We start from the raw sequence: 20,271 nt of genomic DNA, 5'->3' as shown, positions 1-20,271 counted from the left end.
TTAAGAAAGAATAGCGTTTTTAGATGGGGCTTTTTTAGATAATTGTGCAAAGATTTCGTCTAATGAAACTTTTTCAAATTGAATTTCACGAAGTTTCCAGTTATTGTAAACGCTTAATGAAACAATTTTTTCGGCAACTTCTTGTGTTCCGCTGAAAGTAATTTGTACTTTTTTAGGAGTCAGATAAACTGCTTCTGTGATTTCTGAAATTTCTTTAAAAGCTTCAATAGCTGGCGGATTTTCAAAACTAGCCGTTAATTTATCTGCTTCGATATAATTGTTGAAAGCTTCCAGCGTGTCAGAAAAAACCATGTGTCCATTTTCAATCATTTTGATATCCTGGCAGGTTGCCTGAACTTCAGAAAGAATGTGTGAAGAAAAGATTACGGCTTTGTCTTGTGCTATTTTCTTAATTAAATTTCGAACTTCTAAAATCTGATTTGGGTCTAATCCGTTTGTAGGTTCATCTAAAACTACCAATTTTGGTTCGTGAATAATAGCCTGCGCAATTCCCACACGTTGTCTGTAACCTCCTGATAAGTTTTTAATCAAACGGTGGCTAAAATGTGAAATTCCGCATTTTTCTTTTGCTTTTTCTACAGCGTTTCTCAAATTTTCTTTTGGGACTAATCTTAATTGCGCACAATGAATTAGATATTCATCCACCGTTAAATCCAAATGAAGCGGTGGAGTTTGCGGTAAAAAACCAATCATTTTTTTAGCTTCTACAGGATTTTCTTTTAAGTTAATTCCGTCGATAAAAATGTTTCCTTTGGTTTGGTTTAAAACGCCGCAAAGAATATTCATAGTTGTCGATTTTCCGGCTCCATTAGATCCTAAAAGGCCTAAAATCCTGTTTTCTTTAATTTCGAAATTGATATTTTGAATTGCCCAATCCTTACTGTATTGATGCGACAAGTCCTCAACTCTTACAATAGTTGTTGTTTCCATAGTGTTTGTTAAAATCGCAGGAATGAGTTTTCTATACAATCATTCCTGCGTTACTTTTAATTTTTTTAGTATCCTGAATTTTGGGTTAAGAAGGGATTAGAACGAATAGCCGTGTCTGGAATAGGGAAAAGACTGTCTGTAGAAGACCAGATTTTTCCAGCTGTAGCTCCAAGAACTTGATCTATTGTACCGCTTCTTTTAAGATCGAACCATCTGTGACCAAATTCTCCAAACAATTCGCGTTCTCTTTCTAGCAAAATTAAAGCTGCCAATTGCGTTGGATCTGTTATTGTAGTTGAAGGTAATAATGCTCTGTTGCGAATTACATTTATATCTTGCTGTGCGCCAGTTATATCATTTGATTTTAGTCTTGCTTCAGCTCTTATTAAATAAAGCTCTGCCAATCTAAGAACCGTAGAACGCTCAACCGGACTTGAAACATAAGAGTTTTTATATTTTCTTGGCGCTAAAAAAGTAGAACCATCTGAGGCTACTACACTAATAGTCCAATTTGTTTTTCTCGCATCACCCGTTTCAAACATGGTGTTTCCTTTTCTCAGCATATAGGTTCCAGCAGTTGTATACAATGCAGCACCTTCGTAAGTATAAGCAGTTGTAAAATAAGGAATTTGGAGAATAGCTTCGTTATTATCAGCAATAAAAGGACTGTTTGTAGAAGTTAGATCTGGAATGATTTTATAAGTTGCTGTCTGGCCGATTACTGAAGTGGCATAAGCTGAAGCTTCACTCCATTTTCCTAAATAAAGATTTACTCTTGCTAGTAATGCCTCTGCTGCCCATTTGGTAGCTCTAATTCTTTGGGAATTATAATTAGAATAATCTACAGGAAGATCAGCTGCAGCAGCAGTCAAATCAAGTACGATTTGATTGTAAACTTCTGCTTGGCTTGTGCGTGGCGCTAAAGCAGACTGATCAACATTTGTTGTCAATACCAAAGGAACATCGCCCCAAATATTTGTCAAATAGAAATAGCAGTAAGCTCTTAAAAATTTTGCCTCGGCAATCCAGCGTGGAGTTTTGGTTGATGTTAATGTTTTGCTTGCGCCGATTCCTTCTATAACACTGTTTGCATTATAAATGGTTTTATAAAACTCAGTCCACATGGAGCCTGTAGTTCCATCATTTTCAGGGATTTCGTTAGTAGTGTAAACGTTTTCCAATTGCGTTTTAAGGATAAGCTCGTCTGAAGTTTCTCCAAAAACATAATGTAATGATCCGTAAAAAGTACTTGTAACCATACTTTGGTAGATACCATTTACAGCAGCCTCTGCCGTAGGATCTGAAGCATAAATGGTAACAGAAGATAATTCATTGCTTGGAAGATCAACATCAAGCATTTCTTCGCAGCTCGTAAATCCAATTAAAAGGAAAAACGAAAATATATAGGTGTATTTAATCGATGTATTTTTCATGTCTTTTAGATTTAAAATGTAAACTGTGTTCCTAAAGTTATGGTACGTAACGGAGGTAAATTTAAACCTTGAGTTTCAGGGTCAAATCCTTTGTATTTAGTAAAAGTGACTAGGTTTTGTCCCTGAAGTGAAAGACGTATATTTTGTATGAATTTTTGAGTCTTTTGATCTAAAGGAATATTATAAGTTGCACTTACATTTTTTAATTTAATATAAGATGCATCAACAATAGTTGCTGTAGATCCTGCATAATTAAAGAAGCTAGCCTGATAGTTTGAGCTCAATACATTTCCTTGCGCTAAATATTCGTTATATTCATCAACTTGATAGTTGGCAAGACCATAAGGGTATCCTGGCTGTACCGCAATAGATGAAAGCAAGCTTCTTCCGTCTTGTTTTACAAACTGGAACAAAAAGTCAAGGGCAAAATTTTTGTATGAAATTGAATTTGAAATTCCACCATAATATTTCGGATAAGTAGCACCGTAATATTTTCTATCGCCAAGTCCTGTCTGAGCAAATCCTGAGGATATTTTTCCGTCTCCATTTACATCCTCAAACTGAGCAATACCGTTTTCATTTACTCCTGTAAAATTGTACAGATATCTACCGCTTAAAGCATTTCCAACTACATAAGTAGAGTAGTAGCTAGAGGTTTCTATGCCTGGAAAAGACAATAATTTATTTGAGTTTGTTGAAATATTGAAAGAAGTAGTCCAATTCAAGTTTTTATTATGAATATTGGTCGCGGCCAAAGTAAATTCCCATCCTTTATTTTCAACTTCAGCATTTAAATTAGCTTGATAAGAAGTAAATCCAGCCTGCGGACTTAAAGTTGCACTTACTAACTGATTTCCAGAAAGATTTCTGTAATAAGCCGTAGTGAAAGAGATTCTGTCATTAAGAAAACTTAAATCTATCGCAGCCTCAAATTTCTTTGTAACTTCCCATTGAAAATTTGGATTGGCAATTCTGGTCGCCGCCATAGAAGAATTCCCAACGCCATAAGTTGCAGTCGAATACGTATTTGCATATCCGTAATCTCCGATAGCGTCGCTACCAACTTCTCCATAACTTGAACGAAGTTTACCAAAACTTATGATACCGTTATCTTTAAGAAAGTTCTCTTCTGAGAAAACCCATGCGCCACCAATTGAGCCAAAATTACCATAACGGTTATTAGCTCCAAATCGAGAAGAACCATCTCTTCTAAAATTGACATTAAGAATATACTTATTTTGGATATTATAGTTTACCCTACTGAAAATAGATGCATATTTATATTCTGATGAACCATTGTAGATTGATGCTGTTGCTGCAGTTCCTGTAATACCAACAAGGTTGTCAGAGCTGTAACCTGAAGTATTTACATAAGAAGGCATACGTGACTTTCTATTTTGCCATGAGCCACCTACTAAAGCAGTAAGATTACCTTTCCATAAAGGAGTTGTATAATTTAACTGCGGATCAATACTAAAATTGTTAGTATTATTGATTGAAACCGTATAACTTCTAGATGCATTCAGCGAAATATTATTTGCTGTATAATACACATTATTCATTCCCGATGCAGGTAAAAATTGTTCAGAAGTCATCTGTGCTCTTCCGTATCCTAAATCAGTTTTAAAAGATAATCCTTTTGCAATTTCGTATTGAAGGCTAAAACTTGTGATTAAATTATTTCCTTTATCCTCAACTCTCCTATCTAAAGCTGCCAGCGGATTTACATCACTAAAATAAGTTGGTGACCAGTAGTATGATCCGTCTGCATTATAAATAGTGTGGTTTGGCGCCGTGTTAACAGCATAATTGGTAATATCGTAATAAGGCAGTTTATTATCGTCTGCTGAGAAAATAACTGAAGCTCCTATTTTCAGTTTTTTGTTTAATGTATAGTGGTTAATATTAAAGTTGGTAGAAAACTTATTGTACCCAAAATCCCCTGGCAAAACAGTAGATTCTTTGTGGTAAGCACTGCTTAATAAGAAGTTTGTATTTTCATTTCCTCCTTTTAAACTTGCAGAGAAATTTGTAAAATCGGCAGTTCCCCCAATTAATTTTTCCTGCCAGTTTGTATAGGCATTTTGATCAAAATCTGTTAAAGCAATTCCCGTACTGAAACTGCTTGGCTGCGCATTAGAATTGGTTAGTGCTGTACGAAGCATGTTTAAATAAGTTGGAGTATCTAAAGTTTTCACCATATGTGCCACGTCAGAAATTCCAGAGTTGGTGTTTACAGTAAAGACTGTTTTTCCTGCTTCTCCTTTTTTTGTAGTAATAAGAACAACGCCGTTTGCACCTCTAGATCCGTAAATTGCGGTTGCATCGGCATCTTTAAGGATTTCAATGCTTTGAATGTCGTTTGGATTTATAACATTTAATGGACTAGTTGATTTTTGAGCACCTCTAATTACTCGATCGGATTGTACCTGCTCTTTAATATCATCGCCAATGTAAGGAACACCATCAATTACATACAAAGGAAGATTATCGCCCGCAATAGAATTTGTTCCGCGAATACTGATATTCATGTTACTTCCTGCATATCCGGAAGTTTGTGTCACAAATACACCAGGAGTTCTTCCCTGTAAGCTTTGCAGAATATTAGTTATGGGCTGTTTTTCAATATCTTCGGCAGTAATTTTAACTACAGATCCAGTTGAAGTTCTTCTAGTGGTTGTACCGTATCCAATAATTACAACCTCGTCTAATTTTGCCAAATCAGGCTGCATTTTGATTGTGATCGAAGTTTGGTTTTCAACTGTAACGTCCTGTGTTTTATATCCTAAATAAGATATTCTTAAGATATGTTTTCCTTTAGGCAATTCGATAAAAAACTGTCCGTCAAAATCAGATATTCCTTGTTTGTTGCCGCCTACAACCGCTACAGAAACACCAGGAAGTGGCTGTCCGTTTTCATCCAGCACTTTTCCGTTAAGCATAAAATTGACTTCTTTTTCATTCTCTGTTTTTTCGGCAGTTTTGACAACTTCTTTTTTATAGATTACAACATTTTTGTCAACTTGTTTGTAGACTAAATTAGTACCTTGAAATACAGAATTTAAAATTTCGCTTACGCTTCTTCTTCCTCTTTGAGTAGTTACTTTCGGAAAATCTTTTATAAGTTGTGGCTGATATGCAAACAATAACCCTGTTCTGGTTTCTATAGTTTTAAAAAGCGTTTTAATATCCTGATTATGCAGTTCAATGTCAACAGATATTGACTCTAAATTCTGACCGCTCATTTCGGTAGCGAAAATCATGTGCGTACCGCAGGTCAGCAAGAAAATGTGGAATAAACTGATTCGCATAATCATAATGGTTTTTTTTGACAGATGAAAAAAAGACGAATTCTTTTCCCTGTCAAACATGGTTGTTTTACAGCGTAATTTCATAAATTTGCTTGTTTTTTAATGGTTACTGGATTAATTGTTAAAAATCTAGGCCATCTGGTGTAGGAGCTAGATGGCTTTTTTAATTTAGTTTTGGTTAATTGGTCTTTGTTTTTAAGGTTAATATTTATTTTCGAAAGCTTTCTAAGTAGGAGGTTAGTCAGCTTTGATCTTCTTTACTCTTTTTTCTTTACTCTTTTTCACAGCCTTTTCCGTCCAAAATAACAGCTCCAGCTTTGTTGTAATGATATTCAGTTTCTATAACACTGCTTATTACTTTCAATACATGATCTAAATCTTCTTCGTTTAAGAAACTTGCTGTTATTCGGCAATTCTTAATTTTATCATTCGAGATCAAAATCTGCACCTTGTATTTTTGAGAAATTAAAGAAGTGGCTTCGGCCATATTAATATCATCCAGAATTAAGTAATTGCTTTTCCATTCGGTTACAATGGCCGCGCTTACGTTATTCTGTTCAAAATTTAAAGTGCTTTTGTTGACTTTAATCTGCTGATTAGGAGTGATTACGCCAAATATTTTTTCGGTATCTCCCACCTGAACTTTACCGCGAGCAACTGTAACTTCAATGCTGTTAGAAGAATTTTGAGCATTAATATTAAAAGCAGTTCCTAAAACTTTAGTCTGAATTTTACCAGTATGTACGATAAATGGTTTTTTAGGATTGTGCTTAATGTCAAAAAAAGCTTCTCCAGTTAAGGTAACTTCACGAGTTTCGGAGTCAAAAGAATTCTGATCGTATTTTAACGTACTGTTATCATTTAAAAGAACAGTACTTCCATCAGGAAGATGCACCAATTGTTTTCCGCTAAAATCAATTAAAGTATTTTGTGCCACAACAGTAGGTGTCTCTGGCGCAAGAGGAAGAGTTGTTTTTTGTTTAAAAAACAATGAGTTTCCTAATACAATCAATAAAGCGACACTAGCAGCGACTAAAAATGATTGCAAAATTACTTTTCTTCTTCTCTTCGGATTCAATTCCACAACTTTAGATTCGCTTTGCGGTTTAGATAAAATGTAATTTAGAATGTCGTCACTTTGTTTTTTATCCATTACATCTATAGCGTAATTTGCTTTCAGCATATCTTGAATTTTTTCCTTCAGAAAATCATCATGCTCTCCCTGCTGAATTATTTCCATCATTTGCTGCTGTTCCGCATCAGATAGATTATTCTGCAGATAGCCTTCAAATAACTCTTTGAATTTTTTTTGCTGCATTTGTTTCGTTAATTAAATTAGTACTTGTTTGTAAATGATAGATTGGAGTTTTTTTTTAGCCCTTCTAATTTTAGGGATAGAACACGTTTTAAATGTCCCTTTTATATAAAGACCATTTAAAAAAGAGGAGGGAGTAGTCGAAAGTGAAAAAAATGAAAAAAAAATGTAAAAAAATGTAGTTTTCGGCTTTTTTGAAAGAAAAAACTTTAGTCTAGAACTTTAAAAATAGCAGTAATGACATGAATATATTCATGTATGGAGAAATTTTAAGACGTATAAATTTTAAAGCCTGAGCCATATGTTTTTTTACCGTCTCGGTTGAGATGCCTAAATCTTCACCAATTTTTTGATGACTAAGGCCGTCTCTTTTGGCCATTTGATAAACTTTTTGCTGTTGAGGTGGCAGCTGTTCAACGATTTGATTTAAAATCGTATTGTACTGTTCATCTTTGATATTGCTGTCAGTATCAATAATTCCAGCTTCTTTCTGATTGAATTCGGTTATTTGACTTGTTTCTCGGGCAATTTTTTTAATCGAATTGAACAAATGATTGCGTGAGATTATGTAGAGGTAATTTTCAAAATGAGTAACTTCAGCTAAATTCTCGCGATTCTGCCATATCTTTAAAAAAATGTCCTGAACGGCTTCTTCTGCTTGAATTTTCGATTTCGTGATTCGTAAAGCAGTAGAGTACACATTATTTTTATATTGATTGTACATATTGGTAAACGCAAGCTCACTTCCTTGAGACAATTCAAGAAGAAGTTTTTTTTCGTCTATATTCGAATTTTGAGCCATGTTTTTGGTAACAATCAATTCAGCAATATTATTTATTTTTTTTGAAATGAAGATTATTTATCGATAACAAGCCTCGAAAAATGTTATTTTACCATTTTATCATTAAAATAATAAATTATCGTAAAAATAAGTAATGCTCTTTTGCATAAGATTCAATAGTGTTTTGTTTTGATGTTTGATGTATTGTAGGTTAAGTCTTGTTTTTATTGAAAATTGAACAGAATAGAATTGAAATTTTATCTTTTTTTGAAGTATGTTTATAAAAAACATAGATTTGTCTTTTTTTCAGACCCTTCTTTTTTTATCAGAAAATTATTCAATCTTTAATTTGATTTTTAATTATGAAGAAGAAGTTATTTTTATTTTTCAGTTTAAGCTGTAATGTGATTTTTTCGCAAACGATCAAAAAACCTTTGGTCAGTGCGATCACTTTAAAGGATCTTAAAACAGATATGTACCAAATGGCAGGCGATCATTTTAACGGTCGTGAAGCTGGTACTTTAGATGAATTAAAAGTATCCATGTGGCTGGCAGAGAAAGCCAAAGAAGCAGGAATGTCACCAGCGGGAGACGATGGCACTTTCTTTCAGTTTTTTGATTTATACAGGCATCAAGTTACCAATAATACCAGATTTAAAATCGGGCAAAAAGAATTTAAATTATGGAGCGATGTTCTAGTGGCCGAAACAACCACGAAAAAAGTTGAAGCTCCAATTTTATTTTTAGGAAAAGTTTCTGCAGAAGAAATCAGAAAAATAGATGTGAAAGGAAAAGCTGTTGTTGTTCTGGCATCAAAAGACGGAATTCTAGATAATATTTCACTTTTTGAAAGGCGTTATCCCGGATTTGTGAAACAGAAATATTATGAAGATTTAGCCTATAGAGGTGCTGCAGCTCTTATTATCGTTGCAGATGAATTGGGCGAAAAAAGCTGGCCTGAAGTAGAGCCTCAAATGAGGCGAGGCGTTTACGGAATTGAAGGATACCGCGATAAAATGCCTGTTCCTCCTAGAATGCCTGCTTTTTGGGTGCACAATGATCAAATGGAATTTCTTAAAAATACAAAAGACTTTTTATCTGCCGAAGTAGTTTCAGAAACTTACAAATATCCATCTGTAAATGTTGTTGGAAAAATTGAAGGAACTGATTCTAAATTAAAAAATGAATATGTACTTTTCAGCGGACACCAAGACCATGATGGCGTAAGACAGAAATACGGACAGGATTCAATTTATAACGGAGCAGATGATAATGCAAGTACCTGCGTGGCGATGCTGGCTATTGCTAGAGCTTACAGAAAGCAGCCTGCGAAAAGATCCGCTCTATTTGTATTTCATGGTTCAGAAGAACGAGGATTGTTAGGGTCGAGCTGGTATGCTTCACATCCTACAGTAACTGAAAAAGATATAATTGCAGTTTTAAACGGCGATATGATAGGTCGAAATAATATCAATCAGGCAGCACTTTTAGGTTCAAGCGAGCCGCATCAAAATTCGCCCGATTTGGTCGCTGCCGCTAAAAAAGCCAACGACGAAGGGCCAAAATTCGAACTTGATAAACTTTGGGACAGACCCGAACATCCTGAATTCTTTTATTTTAGATCTGATCATTTGCCTTATGCCAGAAAAAATATTCCGGCAGTATTTTTTACAAGTGTACTGCACAGCCAATACCATACTCCAATGGATGAATCTGAGAATATTGATTTTGCAAAACTGCATAAAATGACAGATTGGATTTATAGAACTGGCTGGATTTTATCTAATCAGCATGAACGGCCAAAAGTGATTCCGCAAAAAAAAGAGAATTAGTTATATCACAAAGATGTCTGATTTGTCAGACATCTTTTTACTTTTGGTTAGTTTTGTTGTTACCTGTTAATGATTCGTGAATTCCCTCTTTGGGGAAGATTTAAGTATTCTTTATATAAATTCACCACTATATTTTCAGACAAAAGAGAATAAAACTCCTATTGTATCGTTTTTTTATAAAACGATACTATGGGCTTATTTGATTTTATGATAGTGGAAATCGCTATGGATTTGGGAACTGCCAACACTTTAATAATCCACGGAGGAAAGATTGTAGTAGACAGCCCTTCAATAGTGGCAAGAGACATAAGGAACGGAAAAATTATTGCTGTGGGTAAAGAAGCCAGCTTAATGCAGGGTAAGACCCACGAGAATATTAAAACTATTCGACCGCTTAAGGATGGGGTCATTGCTGATTTTGATGCTTCGGAAAAAATGATTAGCTGGTTTATCAGTAATATACCTGAGATAAAGAAAAATCTTTTTAAGCCGGCTCTGCGTATGGTGGTCTGCATTCCAAGCGGCATTACGGAGGTTGAAATGAGAGCGGTAAAAGAGTCCTGCGAAAGGGTGAACGGAAAAGAAGTCTTCTTGATTCATGAGCCTATGGCGGCGGCTATAGGAATGGGGCTTGATGTTATGCAGCCCAAAGGAAATATCATTGTGGATATCGGGGGAGGAACCACAGAAATTGCGGTTGTTGCTCTTGGCGGCATCATCTGCGATAAATCCATAAAAATTGCGGGAGATGTTTTTACCGGAGATATACTCTATTACATGAGAACGCATCATAATCTGTATGTAGGTGAAGCCACCGCAGAACAGATAAAAATAGAAGTGGGTGCAGCGATTGAAGAGCTTGAAGATGCTCCAGTTGATATGATGGTGCGGGGAAGAGATCTGCTTACAGGTAAACCCAAAGAGGTGCAGATAACCTCAAGAGAAATTGCGAGAGCTTTAGATAAATCAATACTTAGAATTGAAGACGCCATTATGGTAACGCTTTCAGTTACGCCTCCTGAGCTGGCGGCAGATATTTATAACACTGGACTGTATTTGGCAGGAGGAGGAGCAATGCTCCGAGGTCTTGATAAAAGAATTTCCCAGAAGACAGATCTGCCGGTTTATATTGCAGAAGATCCCCTTAGAGCAGTAGTAAGAGGGACAGGAATTGTTTTAAAAAATATTGACAAATATAAAAGCGTGCTGGTTAAGTAGGCTTTAAACGGTCAAGCAGCCGCGAAGCAGATAATGAAATTAAAAAAGCATAGATAGACATACGATTATAATCCATATGGAATCGCTTTCTGAAATTAATCTAATGATTTGCTATTAGAAAAAGGGCAGAAGAGAGGGGTTTGGCAGTAATTGCTATTGCAGATAATATACTGTTCATATCAAAGATGCCTTGCCAAGATCCGCTCCCTTTAATGTCTTTGGAAAATTAAAAACAGTTTTTACTAAGGGAAATATCTTTGATATTCTTTTAATTATGGCTATTTTTAAAGGGTTTGATAGCAAGAGGGTTAATGAATCTTTTTAGATTTATTTCCTTCTGCAGATGAAATCTGGTCGAAAGGTCAATAGGAAAATAATGGAGTTTTTTCAGTAAAGCTCGGATCTGGTTTCTGGAATCTGTGTGGTCAGCAATAAAAAAAATATCCTCTTTGTTTTTATTCTCGGCTGAGATCTGTTTTGGCTTAATTTCGACTGGATTGAATAATTTTACTACATGAGCCTCTGGAAGTAGTGAGGCCGTTGTCTTATAGGTCATGGCATTTGTAATTCCAGATAGCAGCAGATGGGGATCGAAAATCAGCCCGCTAGTATGAACGACTGTCTTACCTGACATGTCAGGCAGAGACTGTATAACGTTTTCTAAATCATCCTTTGGAAGAAATAATATTACTATTTCCGGAAAAGCTGCTTCTTCTATGCTTCCAATCCTTGCATTGGGCTCCATTTTTTTTATTGTCTCTTTTATCAGACTTCCGCCCCTAGGATTGTTTATTATAACTTCATAATCTGCGTCTGATGCCCTACGGGCTAATTCAAGAGTAAAACTGCTGATGCCGATGATTCCAATTTTCATAAGTTCTTTTTTTTAAATAATTACTGCTCACTAGTAAAATTTAAGAATGTTTATGCTGTAGTTGCATATGGATTCATTCGAGAAAATGTCTCCTTATCTCAGGAATAAATTTAAAGCTATTATTTGTTTTTAATCAGAGTATTTTTACTTGTTTTTATTGGCAAACAGAATTATTGAGAAGTTTAAAAGCTAGTATTCAGTTTTATTGAGAGATTGAAATTGAAGGTTATGAGTATGGGAGCAAAATTTAGATATTTTTAATACATCTGTTTTTAACTACTTTGTTACCGATCTATTGAAGGCTTATTTATTTATTTATAAAGACAGCTCTTTTTTGTTTTTTTTATTCTGTAAGAATTTTATATTTAAAAATTTACACCTTAATTGTATTTCGGCATTGCTTAAACCTTATTAAATAAGGAAAGTTAATTTCTGTATTGGCAAGTAGAAGGGATGCAAAACAAAAAATAAAAGTTAAGGTATTACTATTAATATTTTGACTCTTTTTATTGATTTTATCTCGGAATTAATTACTTTAAGTCTTATTTTAACTATAAAAGTATCAACTTTAATTAGAAAAAATCTGTTTCTTTTAAAAGAATCGAGAGTCATATTATATAGGCTGCAGTTGATGATTTTAAAATATATTATATTTATAGCTTATTATATAGTAATGGAAGAGCATAGACATGTAACTATTTATGATATTGCGGAGCGGCTTAATCTCGCTACGTCTACAATTTCACGTGCATTGAAAGACCATCACAGCATTAGTGAGAAGACTATTAAGAAAGTAAAAAAAACAGCTGAAGAGATGGGTTTTGTTCCAAATACTTTGGCAGCTGGATTAAGAGGAAATAAGTCTAAAACAATTGGTGTTTTAATTCCAACGATAACTCAGCCATTCTTATCATCATTAATTAGTGGTATTGAGGTTGAGGCCAGAAAATTTTATTATTCAGTTATTATTATGCAGTCACATGATTCTTATGATGAAGAGGTTAAAATGGCCAAATCACTGTATAGCAGTAGAGTAAGTGGTGTAATTTGCTCGCTGGCAATGGCGACAAAAGACACCTCTCACTTTGAGCAGTTTTTAAATAGCAATATTCCTCTTGTTTTTGTTGATCGTGTTCCTAAAGGTTTTAATGCATTTAGGGTTGTAATTGATAACTATACGGCTGGTTATAAAGCAACAAAACATCTTATTGATCAAGGGTGCAAAAGAATTGCGCATATGACTGCTGGTGCCGAATTTGGCAATCTTTACAATGAAAGAAAGAGAGGTTATATTGATGCTTTGGCTGATAATGGAATTCCATTTAACGAAGAATTAATTATAAATCTCAAAGCTATAACGTATGACGATGGGGTTAAAGCTTGTAATAAGCTATTTGGTTTAAAAAATCCGCCAGATGGTCTTTTTGCGCCAGGTGACATTCTTGCCGTTGGTGCTTTGCAGACAGCAAAAAAGAAAGGAATCAAAGTGCCTCAGGATTTTGCTATAATTGGTTTTAACAATGATCCTATTTCTGAGATAATCGAACCTAATATTTCAACGATTACACATCCTGCAGAGAAAATGGGAAAAGCAGCTGCAAATATAGTTATTGAAAATATAGAATCTTCAAAAGAAGAGGAGGTAAAAGAAATAACCTTTCTTAATACAGAGGTTCTTGTTCGTGAGTCTTCAAAAAGAAAATAAATTTCTTAACCATAAAAAGAAACTGCTCTTGCATTTAATGTAAGAGCAGTTTCTTTTTTAACTAGGTTCTAGTTGACGGAGATTTAAAACATAAAAAGCGTGTGAGAGTATTTTAAAACTCTAAAAAAAATGAGCGCGTAAAGTTTTAAGAATTCATAATATACAATCGGTTGTTATTTGTAAATATCTAAATATAAATGATTAAATTTTAATTTATATATTTTTTTTGCATATTTTTACACAACCGATTGTTTGTTTAATGAATATAAATCTTATAATTTTTTATAAACGTCCCATATGGAGAACATAAAAAGCAACTAAGATTAGATGTCTTGAAAACTGTTTCGGTTATCACGATCCTTACTTAATAAAAGGTTTTAATTGATTAAAAAGTATTTTAATTTATTTTTTATGAAAAAAGAAAAGTCAGAAGAGAGAATATGCCACAATTCATATCATGAAAATAAGATAGAAATAAATTGCGTAATATTCTGTTTTGAGCAGAAAAAGCTAAAAGTTTTGCTAGTAAAAAACGAAAGTTGCTTTGAGAGCTTAAGATGGAAATTGCCTAGTGATGGCTTAAAAGGAATGTCAATGTTGAAAACTGCAAGACAGATAGTAAAAAAATACATTCCTTCAGATGATTTTTTTCTAGATCAACTAAAAGCATTTGGTCATCCTTCTTCATTAGTAGAAGAGAATATTTCAATTGTATATTATGCAATGGTTAAGAAAGAAAAAACCGTTGAAGACGAAGAATTAAATTCAGATTTAATTTGGATTGAAACCAATAATGTAGCTCATTTAGGAGAAAATGATTTAACAATTCTAGATTTTAGCCTTAAAGAGCTGAAAAAAAACATTTGCTGCAGTGCAATAGGTTTTAATCTTTTAGGAGAAAAATTCACTCTGCTTCAGGTTGTTCATCTGTATGAGAAGGTTTTAGGGATTAAAATTAATAAGACTAATTTTAGAAGAAAGATTTTGCAGAGAAGACTTGTGCATAGTTTAAATGAAAAAGAAGAAGGAGTTTCATATAGAGCTGCTAAATTTTATAGTTTAAATATGTCAAAAGATGAAATAAGTTGGAATGTAAAATTCAATTTTCTTTTTTAAAAAATATATTCTGATAGTTTAAGAACGTTTTCTGTTTTTTTTTGGATCATACCATAAGTTTTGATTTGAAAGTATTGTTGCTTGAATAATTTTAAAACTTCATTTATTTGTTTTTACTCTCTTGATTAATTTTTTGGTTTATATTAATCTTAAAGCAATCGATTGTTTTTAGCGTATTTTTTGATATAGGGACCTTGTATATAACTGATTTTTAAAAATATAATATTCTACTGTAATTTTTTATGAATCCTAGTATTTTGTGCAGTTTTTAAAATTTTGTACTGCTGAAAAAATACAATTATTTAAAAATTATGGTTTCTTTAAGAATCTTTAAAAATCTTATTGTTATCCCTAAATATTTCTATAACGTTGTAGTTGATTTTGATATATTATTAAAATTTTTCGATTAAATATATAATAAAAATTATTTTACTAATGTTTTTTTTAATATTTATCAAAAAATAATTTACACAACCGATTGTTTTTTAAAAATGTTTTCTATATTTGTAGTAAACACACTTGTAAAATAATCTTTCCTTTTGAGTTTATTATAGGTGCTAAAGAATGCTTACTAACAACAAACCAATTAATAATTAAATCAATTTTTATGACTAACCAATTTATTGCAAGCAAACAGAGACTTTTAAAATGTTTTTGTTTTTTTATGCTCATGTTTGCGTTTTCATTTCAATCTAAAGCACAGACGACAGTTACTGGAACAGTAACTGATGGTAGCGGACCGATTCCGGGAGCCAATGTTAATTTAAAAGGATCTAAAAACGGAGTGAGTACCGGTTTTGATGGCACTTATTCTATAAATGTGCCAGCAAACGGGGTGCTTATTTTTAGTTTCATCGGTTTAAAAAGTAAAGAAGTGGCTGTAAACGGACAGAAAAATATTAATGTAAAGCTGGAAGAAGATGCCAATAATTTAAAGGAAGTCGTGGTAATCGGGTACGGCACTCAGATTAAAGAGGCTGTGACAGGATCAGTGGCTTCTCTTGGTGGCAAGGAATTAAACGAAGTTCCTGCGGCAAATATTACTCAGGCACTTCAAGGCAGGCTTCCTGGAGTTGAAATGACTCAGACCTCTTCAAAACCTGGAGCAGCAATGCAGATCAGAATACGAGGAACTAGATCGTTAACAGGAAGTAATGATCCGCTGGTGGTTCTTGATGGAGTACCTTTTGCTGGATCAATTGGAGATATAAATCCTTCCGATATTAAGTCTGTAGACATTCTAAAAGATGCCTCTGCAACTGCGATCTATGGTTCTAGAGGAGCAAATGGTGTAATCTTAGTGACTACTCTAAAAGGGAAAAAAAATCAGAAAGCCACATTTACATACAATGGTTTCAGCGGTATCAAACAGGCTTGGTCTAAATACCCAATGATGGATTCATCTAAATTTGCCACGCTTCGTGATTATTCTGGTTTATATGTAGATGGTGTTGATGAGAAAAGAAATGTAAATACAGATTGGCAGGATTTACTCTATGGTTCTGGTGAAATGATCAGTCATGATGTGAGTGTTTCAGGAGGAACTGAAACAGGAGCTTACAATGCAGGCTTAGGATATTATAAAGAAGAGTCTGTTCTTCCTGGCCAGAGCTATGAGCGTTTTAGTTTAAGAGCAGGTTTAGACCAGCAAATTAATAGATCTATACGTATGGGATTCAATACAAATAGCAATTACACCATTACTAACGGTGATAATATAGGAACGGGTAATATTTTATCAACTTCACCTCTAGCAGACCCTTATAATGCTGATGGAACCCTTAAAAGAACAGTTAGTATGGCTGCAGATGATCAATGGGTGTATACAAGGCAATCAATCAAAAGTTTAGGAGACGCATATGTTAATTTAAATAGAGCTTTTAGTTCATATAATAATATTTTTGCAGAAGTAAAAATTCCAGGTGTTGAAGGTTTAAAATACAGACTTAATACAGGTTTGAATTTCCGTACTTCAAACGCTGGGTATTATGAGGGGCAAGGAGTCTTTGATGTAAATCCAACAACACTTTCCAATGCTGCAATCACTAACGGCTGGTCTACTCAATGGCTTTTAGAAAATTTGCTGACATACGATAAAACTTTTGCGCAGAAACATACTATAAATTTTGTCGGATTGTATTCAAATGAGCAATATACAGGACAGAGTTCAAGAGTGACAAGAAATGGGATTACTTCTGATGCCTTCCAATTTTATAATTTAGGACAAAGCGAAGAAGAAGCTGTTATTAATCCAGCCGATCAGGATTATACCCAATGGGGATTAACTTCATATATGGCAAGGTTAATGTATTCTTACGATAATCGTTATTTCATATCTGGAACAGTTCGTTCTGACGGTTCTTCAAGACTTTCTCCGGGCAATAAATGGGTAACTTATCCAGCAGTTTCAGCAGGATGGACACTTTCAAATGAGTCTTTCCTTAAAGATGTCAAGCATATTAATTTATTGAAATTGAGAGCTGGATATGGAGAGACATCTAATCAAGCAGTATCGCCTTATGCAACATTAGGAGCGTTGAGCACAAGACCTTATAATTTTGGAAGCACTAATTCGACCGGAGTATATGTTACAGAGTTGCCAAATCCTAATTTAGGATGGGAATTTTCAACGACATGGAACTACGGATTAGATTTCGGATTCTTTAACAACCGTCTATCTGGTACAGTTGAATACTATAAAACCAATACCAAAAACCTACTTCAGCGTGTAGGTCTTCCAGCAACTTCTGGAGTGAGCAGTTATGTTGCTAATGTTGGAGAAACAGAGAATAAAGGTTATGAAATTTCATTAAACGGGGTTATTTTGGATAATCCTAATGGTGTGACTTGGTCTGTGGGGGTTAATTTCTACAAAAATGAAAATCAACTGGTTGCTCTCGCTTCTGGAGCCAGCCGTGATGAAGCCAACAACTGGTTTGTTGGATATAATATCAATTCAATTTATGATTATCAAAAAATTGGCCTCTGGCAGGAAGGTGATCCATATATGTCAATTTATGAACCAGGGCCAACAGATGTCAATCAGCAAGGAACGGTTGTGGGATCTATTAAAGTAAAATATACTGGAGAATATAATGCAGATGGTTCACCAACGCGAGCTATAAATGCCAGCGATCGTCAGATTATTGAAACAGATCCAGATTTTCAGGGAGGTTTCAACACTAACGTAACTTATAAAGGTTTTGATTTTAATGCAGTGGGAGCATTTAAAAGTGGTGGAGTATTAATCAGTACACTCTATGGAGGAGCTAGCTACATGAACTTATTAAACGGAAGAAGAAGCAATGTTGATGTAGACTACTGGACTCCTGATAATACAGATGCAGAATTCCCAAATCCAAGAGGGATTAGAAGCGGCGATAACCCTAAATATATGTCAACTATGGGATATTTTGATGCATCGTATGTAAAAATTAGAGCGCTTACTTTAGGATACACGATTGACCAGAATTTTACAAGAAATTTAGGCATTGACAAATTAAGATTATATTTCACTGCACAAAATCCGTTTGTTTTATTTTCTCCATATCATGACTTATCTGGAATGGATCCTGAAACGAATTCATTAGGAGATGAAAATCAAGCTGTTGCCTCTTATCAGAGAAGGTTTTCGGTTATCGGAACAAATACTCCTACAACCAGAAATTATTTATTTGGACTTAATTTAACATTTTAATCAGACACACAAATGAAAAGATATATTTTTAAAAATTTAATAATAGGATCAGCAGTTTTATTTTCTTTAGCTGGCTGTTCTGATATATTAGAAGAAAAACCGCATGATTTTTATGAACCTGGCTATTTTAAAACAGAACAGGGTGTTAAACAAGGATTAACTTCTCATTATGCGCATTTGCGTTGGATTTATGGACAAGCTTATTTTTACAATGCTTGCCAGACAGGAACAGATGAAGCTACGTATGCACAGAGTGCAGACGGTAATTTTAAAGACCACGATTTATCTGGAGTAGGTATTATTAATCCAACTTCAAGCCGTTCGGATGTTTTGTGGAATAATTCTTATTATGATATCAATACTGCCAGCGGTATTATAGAGAATGGCGCAGCCGTAGGAGTTGCCAGTAGTTTAATTGCAGAGTCTAAATTTTTTAGAGGATTTGATTATTTTCTGCTTGTGCAGACTTTTGGAGGCGTACCGATGGATTTAGGGGCTGGCGAATTAAAGTTTAACAGTAAACCATCTAGATATTCTAAACGTAATACGGTTCCTGAAGTATATACAAAAGCCATTTTTCCGGATTTACTTACAGCAGTTAATGATCTTCCTGATGCGCCAAGATTGACCGGTACGGTAACCAAAACCGTTGCAAGATTATTTTTAGCAAAGGCTTATCTTACTTATGGCTGGTGGTTAGAAAATCCAAACAATATTCCAACCTATCCAGATGCTCAAAGAACAGACCCTGATGGACATAATGCGCAGTGGTATTTTCAAAAAGCTTATGATCTGGCTGTTGACGGAATAAATAATCCTGGACCATACGGACTTCTTGATTCTTATTATGATGTTAATTCTGGAGCAAATGACAGAAACAAAGAAGTAATGCTTTATGCAGATCATACACAGGAAAGTGAATATTATAATGGAGCCAGCCTTACTTATGGTAGCGGTGGTGCCCCAGACAACTTTTCAGGCTGGATGGTGACGTGGAACTATACCGCTATTAGAAGTAAAAACGGAACTGCTGCGGTATCTTCAGTTCAGAGAGAAGCAAATCAATTTTTGGGACGTCCATGGACAAGAATGGCGCCACCTATTGAAGTTTTTACCAACACTTTTGCAGATAAGACCAATGATTCAAGATATGATGGAACCTTTACAACAGTTTTTAGAGGGAATTGGAATCTTATAGGAACTGGTCTTACAGGTGTTGCAACTCTAAGCAATGCAAATGGTCTGACAATTAAACCAGGAGATGCTGTTTTAAGCTTCCTTAATGATGAGCCAGGAACTCCTATTACCTATCCTTCAGGACAAGGAGAAAGTGGAGTTGGAGCGGGTGTACTGCCAGGAAGAGCAGATTATGTAATCTCACCAAAAGGTATTAGCAGAATTGTATACCCAGGTTTCTGGAAACTTGGACCTTATAGAACAGATAATGCTGGTGGACTAGGACAGCCTAATGCAGGAAGCACAAGACCGTTTCCTGTAGCAAAATTCTCAGAATTGTATCTTGTTGCCGCAGAAGCAGCTGTAAAGGGAGCTACAGGATCTTTAAGTGCCAGATCACTTGTAAATGTATTAAGAGCCAGAGCAGGAAAATGGAAATGGGATAATAATGGAAATACTGCTAAAATACAAGACAATAGTGCAGCCATGACAAGTGCGACCCCAACCGTAGTTGATATTAATTACATTCTTGCAGAACGTTCACGTGAATTTTTTGGAGAAGGATACCGATGGTATGATTTAGTAAGGACTCAGAAATGGAATGAACTTGCTGGCAAGTATTCTATTGGAGGATCTAACTACGGGCAGCATACGCCAGAAGTTATAACAAGGACTATTGATGCGCATCATTATTTAAGACCTATTCCACAAGGACAGATGGATGGTATGGAAATGTCTGCAGAGGAAAAAGCGGCATATCAGAATCCAGGATATTAAATTCTATTTTTTTTAAGCTAACATCATAATAGTGTTAATCTTACAAGTTACTTCTATTAAGATTTAAGTTAGTTTAGTTAGGGCC

At 34.6% G+C, this 20,271-nt stretch carries 12 protein-coding genes; 6 read left to right on the top strand and 6 right to left on the bottom strand.

The features are described from left to right. The 5 genes from OD917_RS07465 to OD917_RS07445 all read right to left on the bottom strand — a co-directional run bounded on the left by OD917_RS07465 (position 1) and on the right by OD917_RS07445 (position 7,812). A complete protein-coding gene (locus OD917_RS07465; RefSeq protein WP_263522930.1) occupies positions 1 to 951 on the bottom strand; it encodes an ABC transporter ATP-binding protein in 951 nt (316 codons plus the stop codon). Positions 952 to 1,016: 65 nt separating this feature from the next. Further along, positions 1,017 to 2,384 (bottom strand): RagB/SusD family nutrient uptake outer membrane protein, encoded by a 1,368-nt coding sequence (locus OD917_RS07460; protein WP_263522929.1) that lies wholly within the window; start codon positions 2,382 to 2,384, stop codon positions 1,017 to 1,019. 11 nt (positions 2,385 to 2,395) lie between these two features. Next, positions 2,396 to 5,701: a TonB-dependent receptor gene (locus OD917_RS07455; protein ID WP_263522928.1), complete on the bottom strand. Its 3,306-nt coding sequence runs from the start codon at positions 5,699 to 5,701 to the stop codon at positions 2,396 to 2,398. 265 nt (positions 5,702 to 5,966) lie between these two features. After that, positions 5,967 to 7,013, bottom strand: coding sequence for a FecR family protein (locus tag OD917_RS07450; protein WP_263522927.1), 1,047 nt, complete (start codon positions 7,011 to 7,013; stop codon positions 5,967 to 5,969). A 211-nt stretch (positions 7,014 to 7,224) separates the two neighbouring features. Next, positions 7,225 to 7,812 (bottom strand): RNA polymerase sigma factor, encoded by a 588-nt coding sequence (locus OD917_RS07445; RefSeq protein WP_263522926.1) that lies wholly within the window; start codon positions 7,810 to 7,812, stop codon positions 7,225 to 7,227. Between the two features lie 341 nt (positions 7,813 to 8,153). Between OD917_RS07445 and OD917_RS07440 the strand changes: the two genes are divergently transcribed. Further along, positions 8,154 to 9,623 (top strand): M28 family peptidase, encoded by a 1,470-nt coding sequence (locus tag OD917_RS07440; protein ID WP_263522925.1) that lies wholly within the window; start codon positions 8,154 to 8,156, stop codon positions 9,621 to 9,623. Between the two features lie 189 nt (positions 9,624 to 9,812). Further along, positions 9,813 to 10,841, top strand: coding sequence for a rod shape-determining protein (locus OD917_RS07435; protein ID WP_263522924.1), 1,029 nt, complete (start codon positions 9,813 to 9,815; stop codon positions 10,839 to 10,841). 268 nt (positions 10,842 to 11,109) lie between these two features. Here OD917_RS07435 and OD917_RS07430 read toward each other — a convergent pair whose 3' ends face one another. Next, positions 11,110 to 11,715 carry an NAD(P)-binding domain-containing protein gene (locus OD917_RS07430; protein ID WP_263522923.1) on the bottom strand — a complete coding sequence of 202 codons (606 nt, stop codon included), beginning with the start codon at positions 11,713 to 11,715 and terminating at the stop codon, positions 11,110 to 11,112. A gap of 673 nt (positions 11,716 to 12,388) precedes the next feature. On the opposite strand from OD917_RS07430, the gene OD917_RS07425 reads away from it, so the two are divergent. The 4 genes from OD917_RS07425 to OD917_RS07410 all read left to right on the top strand — a co-directional run bounded on the left by OD917_RS07425 (position 12,389) and on the right by OD917_RS07410 (position 20,186). Further along, positions 12,389 to 13,420, top strand: coding sequence for a LacI family DNA-binding transcriptional regulator (locus tag OD917_RS07425; protein WP_263522994.1), 1,032 nt, complete (start codon positions 12,389 to 12,391; stop codon positions 13,418 to 13,420). Positions 13,421 to 13,831: 411 nt separating this feature from the next. Then, complete coding sequence (locus OD917_RS07420; RefSeq protein ID WP_263522922.1) at positions 13,832 to 14,536, top strand: NUDIX hydrolase; 705 nt, start codon at positions 13,832 to 13,834, stop codon at positions 14,534 to 14,536. A gap of 607 nt (positions 14,537 to 15,143) precedes the next feature. After that, positions 15,144 to 18,233, top strand: coding sequence for a SusC/RagA family TonB-linked outer membrane protein (locus OD917_RS07415; protein ID WP_263522921.1), 3,090 nt, complete (start codon positions 15,144 to 15,146; stop codon positions 18,231 to 18,233). A gap of 12 nt (positions 18,234 to 18,245) precedes the next feature. Further along, positions 18,246 to 20,186 (top strand): RagB/SusD family nutrient uptake outer membrane protein, encoded by a 1,941-nt coding sequence (locus OD917_RS07410; RefSeq protein WP_263522920.1) that lies wholly within the window; start codon positions 18,246 to 18,248, stop codon positions 20,184 to 20,186. Positions 20,187 to 20,271: the final 85 nt, after the last annotated feature.

The organism is Flavobacterium sp. SH_e, assembly GCF_025717045.1.
GTDB lineage: Bacteria > Bacteroidota > Bacteroidia > Flavobacteriales > Flavobacteriaceae > Flavobacterium.
Note: the sequence above shows the minus strand (reverse complement) of the source record. Positions and strands in the feature narration are given on the sequence as shown.

Bases quoted from the DNA above. Each gene is read 5' to 3' on its own strand.
- OD917_RS07440 (WP_263522925.1), top strand. From the start codon at position 8,154: ATGAAGAAGAAGTTATTTTTATTTTTCAGTTTAAGCTGTAATGTGATT.
- OD917_RS07415 (WP_263522921.1), top strand. From the start codon at position 15,144: ATGACTAACCAATTTATTGCAAGCAAACAGAGACTTTTAAAATGTTTT.
- OD917_RS07425 (WP_263522994.1), top strand. From the start codon at position 12,389: ATGGAAGAGCATAGACATGTAACTATTTATGATATTGCGGAGCGGCTT.
- OD917_RS07430 (WP_263522923.1), bottom strand. From the start codon at position 11,715: ATGAAAATTGGAATCATCGGCATCAGCAGTTTTACTCTTGAATTAGCC.
- OD917_RS07450 (WP_263522927.1), bottom strand. From the start codon at position 7,013: ATGCAGCAAAAAAAATTCAAAGAGTTATTTGAAGGCTATCTGCAGAAT.
- OD917_RS07460 (WP_263522929.1), bottom strand. From the start codon at position 2,384: ATGAAAAATACATCGATTAAATACACCTATATATTTTCGTTTTTCCTT.
- OD917_RS07420 (WP_263522922.1), top strand. From the start codon at position 13,832: ATGAAAAAAGAAAAGTCAGAAGAGAGAATATGCCACAATTCATATCAT.
- OD917_RS07445 (WP_263522926.1), bottom strand. From the start codon at position 7,812: ATGGCTCAAAATTCGAATATAGACGAAAAAAAACTTCTTCTTGAATTG.
- OD917_RS07465 (WP_263522930.1), bottom strand. From the start codon at position 951: ATGGAAACAACAACTATTGTAAGAGTTGAGGACTTGTCGCATCAATAC.
- OD917_RS07455 (WP_263522928.1), bottom strand. From the start codon at position 5,701: ATGATTATGCGAATCAGTTTATTCCACATTTTCTTGCTGACCTGCGGT.
- OD917_RS07410 (WP_263522920.1), top strand. From the start codon at position 18,246: ATGAAAAGATATATTTTTAAAAATTTAATAATAGGATCAGCAGTTTTA.
- OD917_RS07435 (WP_263522924.1), top strand. From the start codon at position 9,813: ATGGGCTTATTTGATTTTATGATAGTGGAAATCGCTATGGATTTGGGA.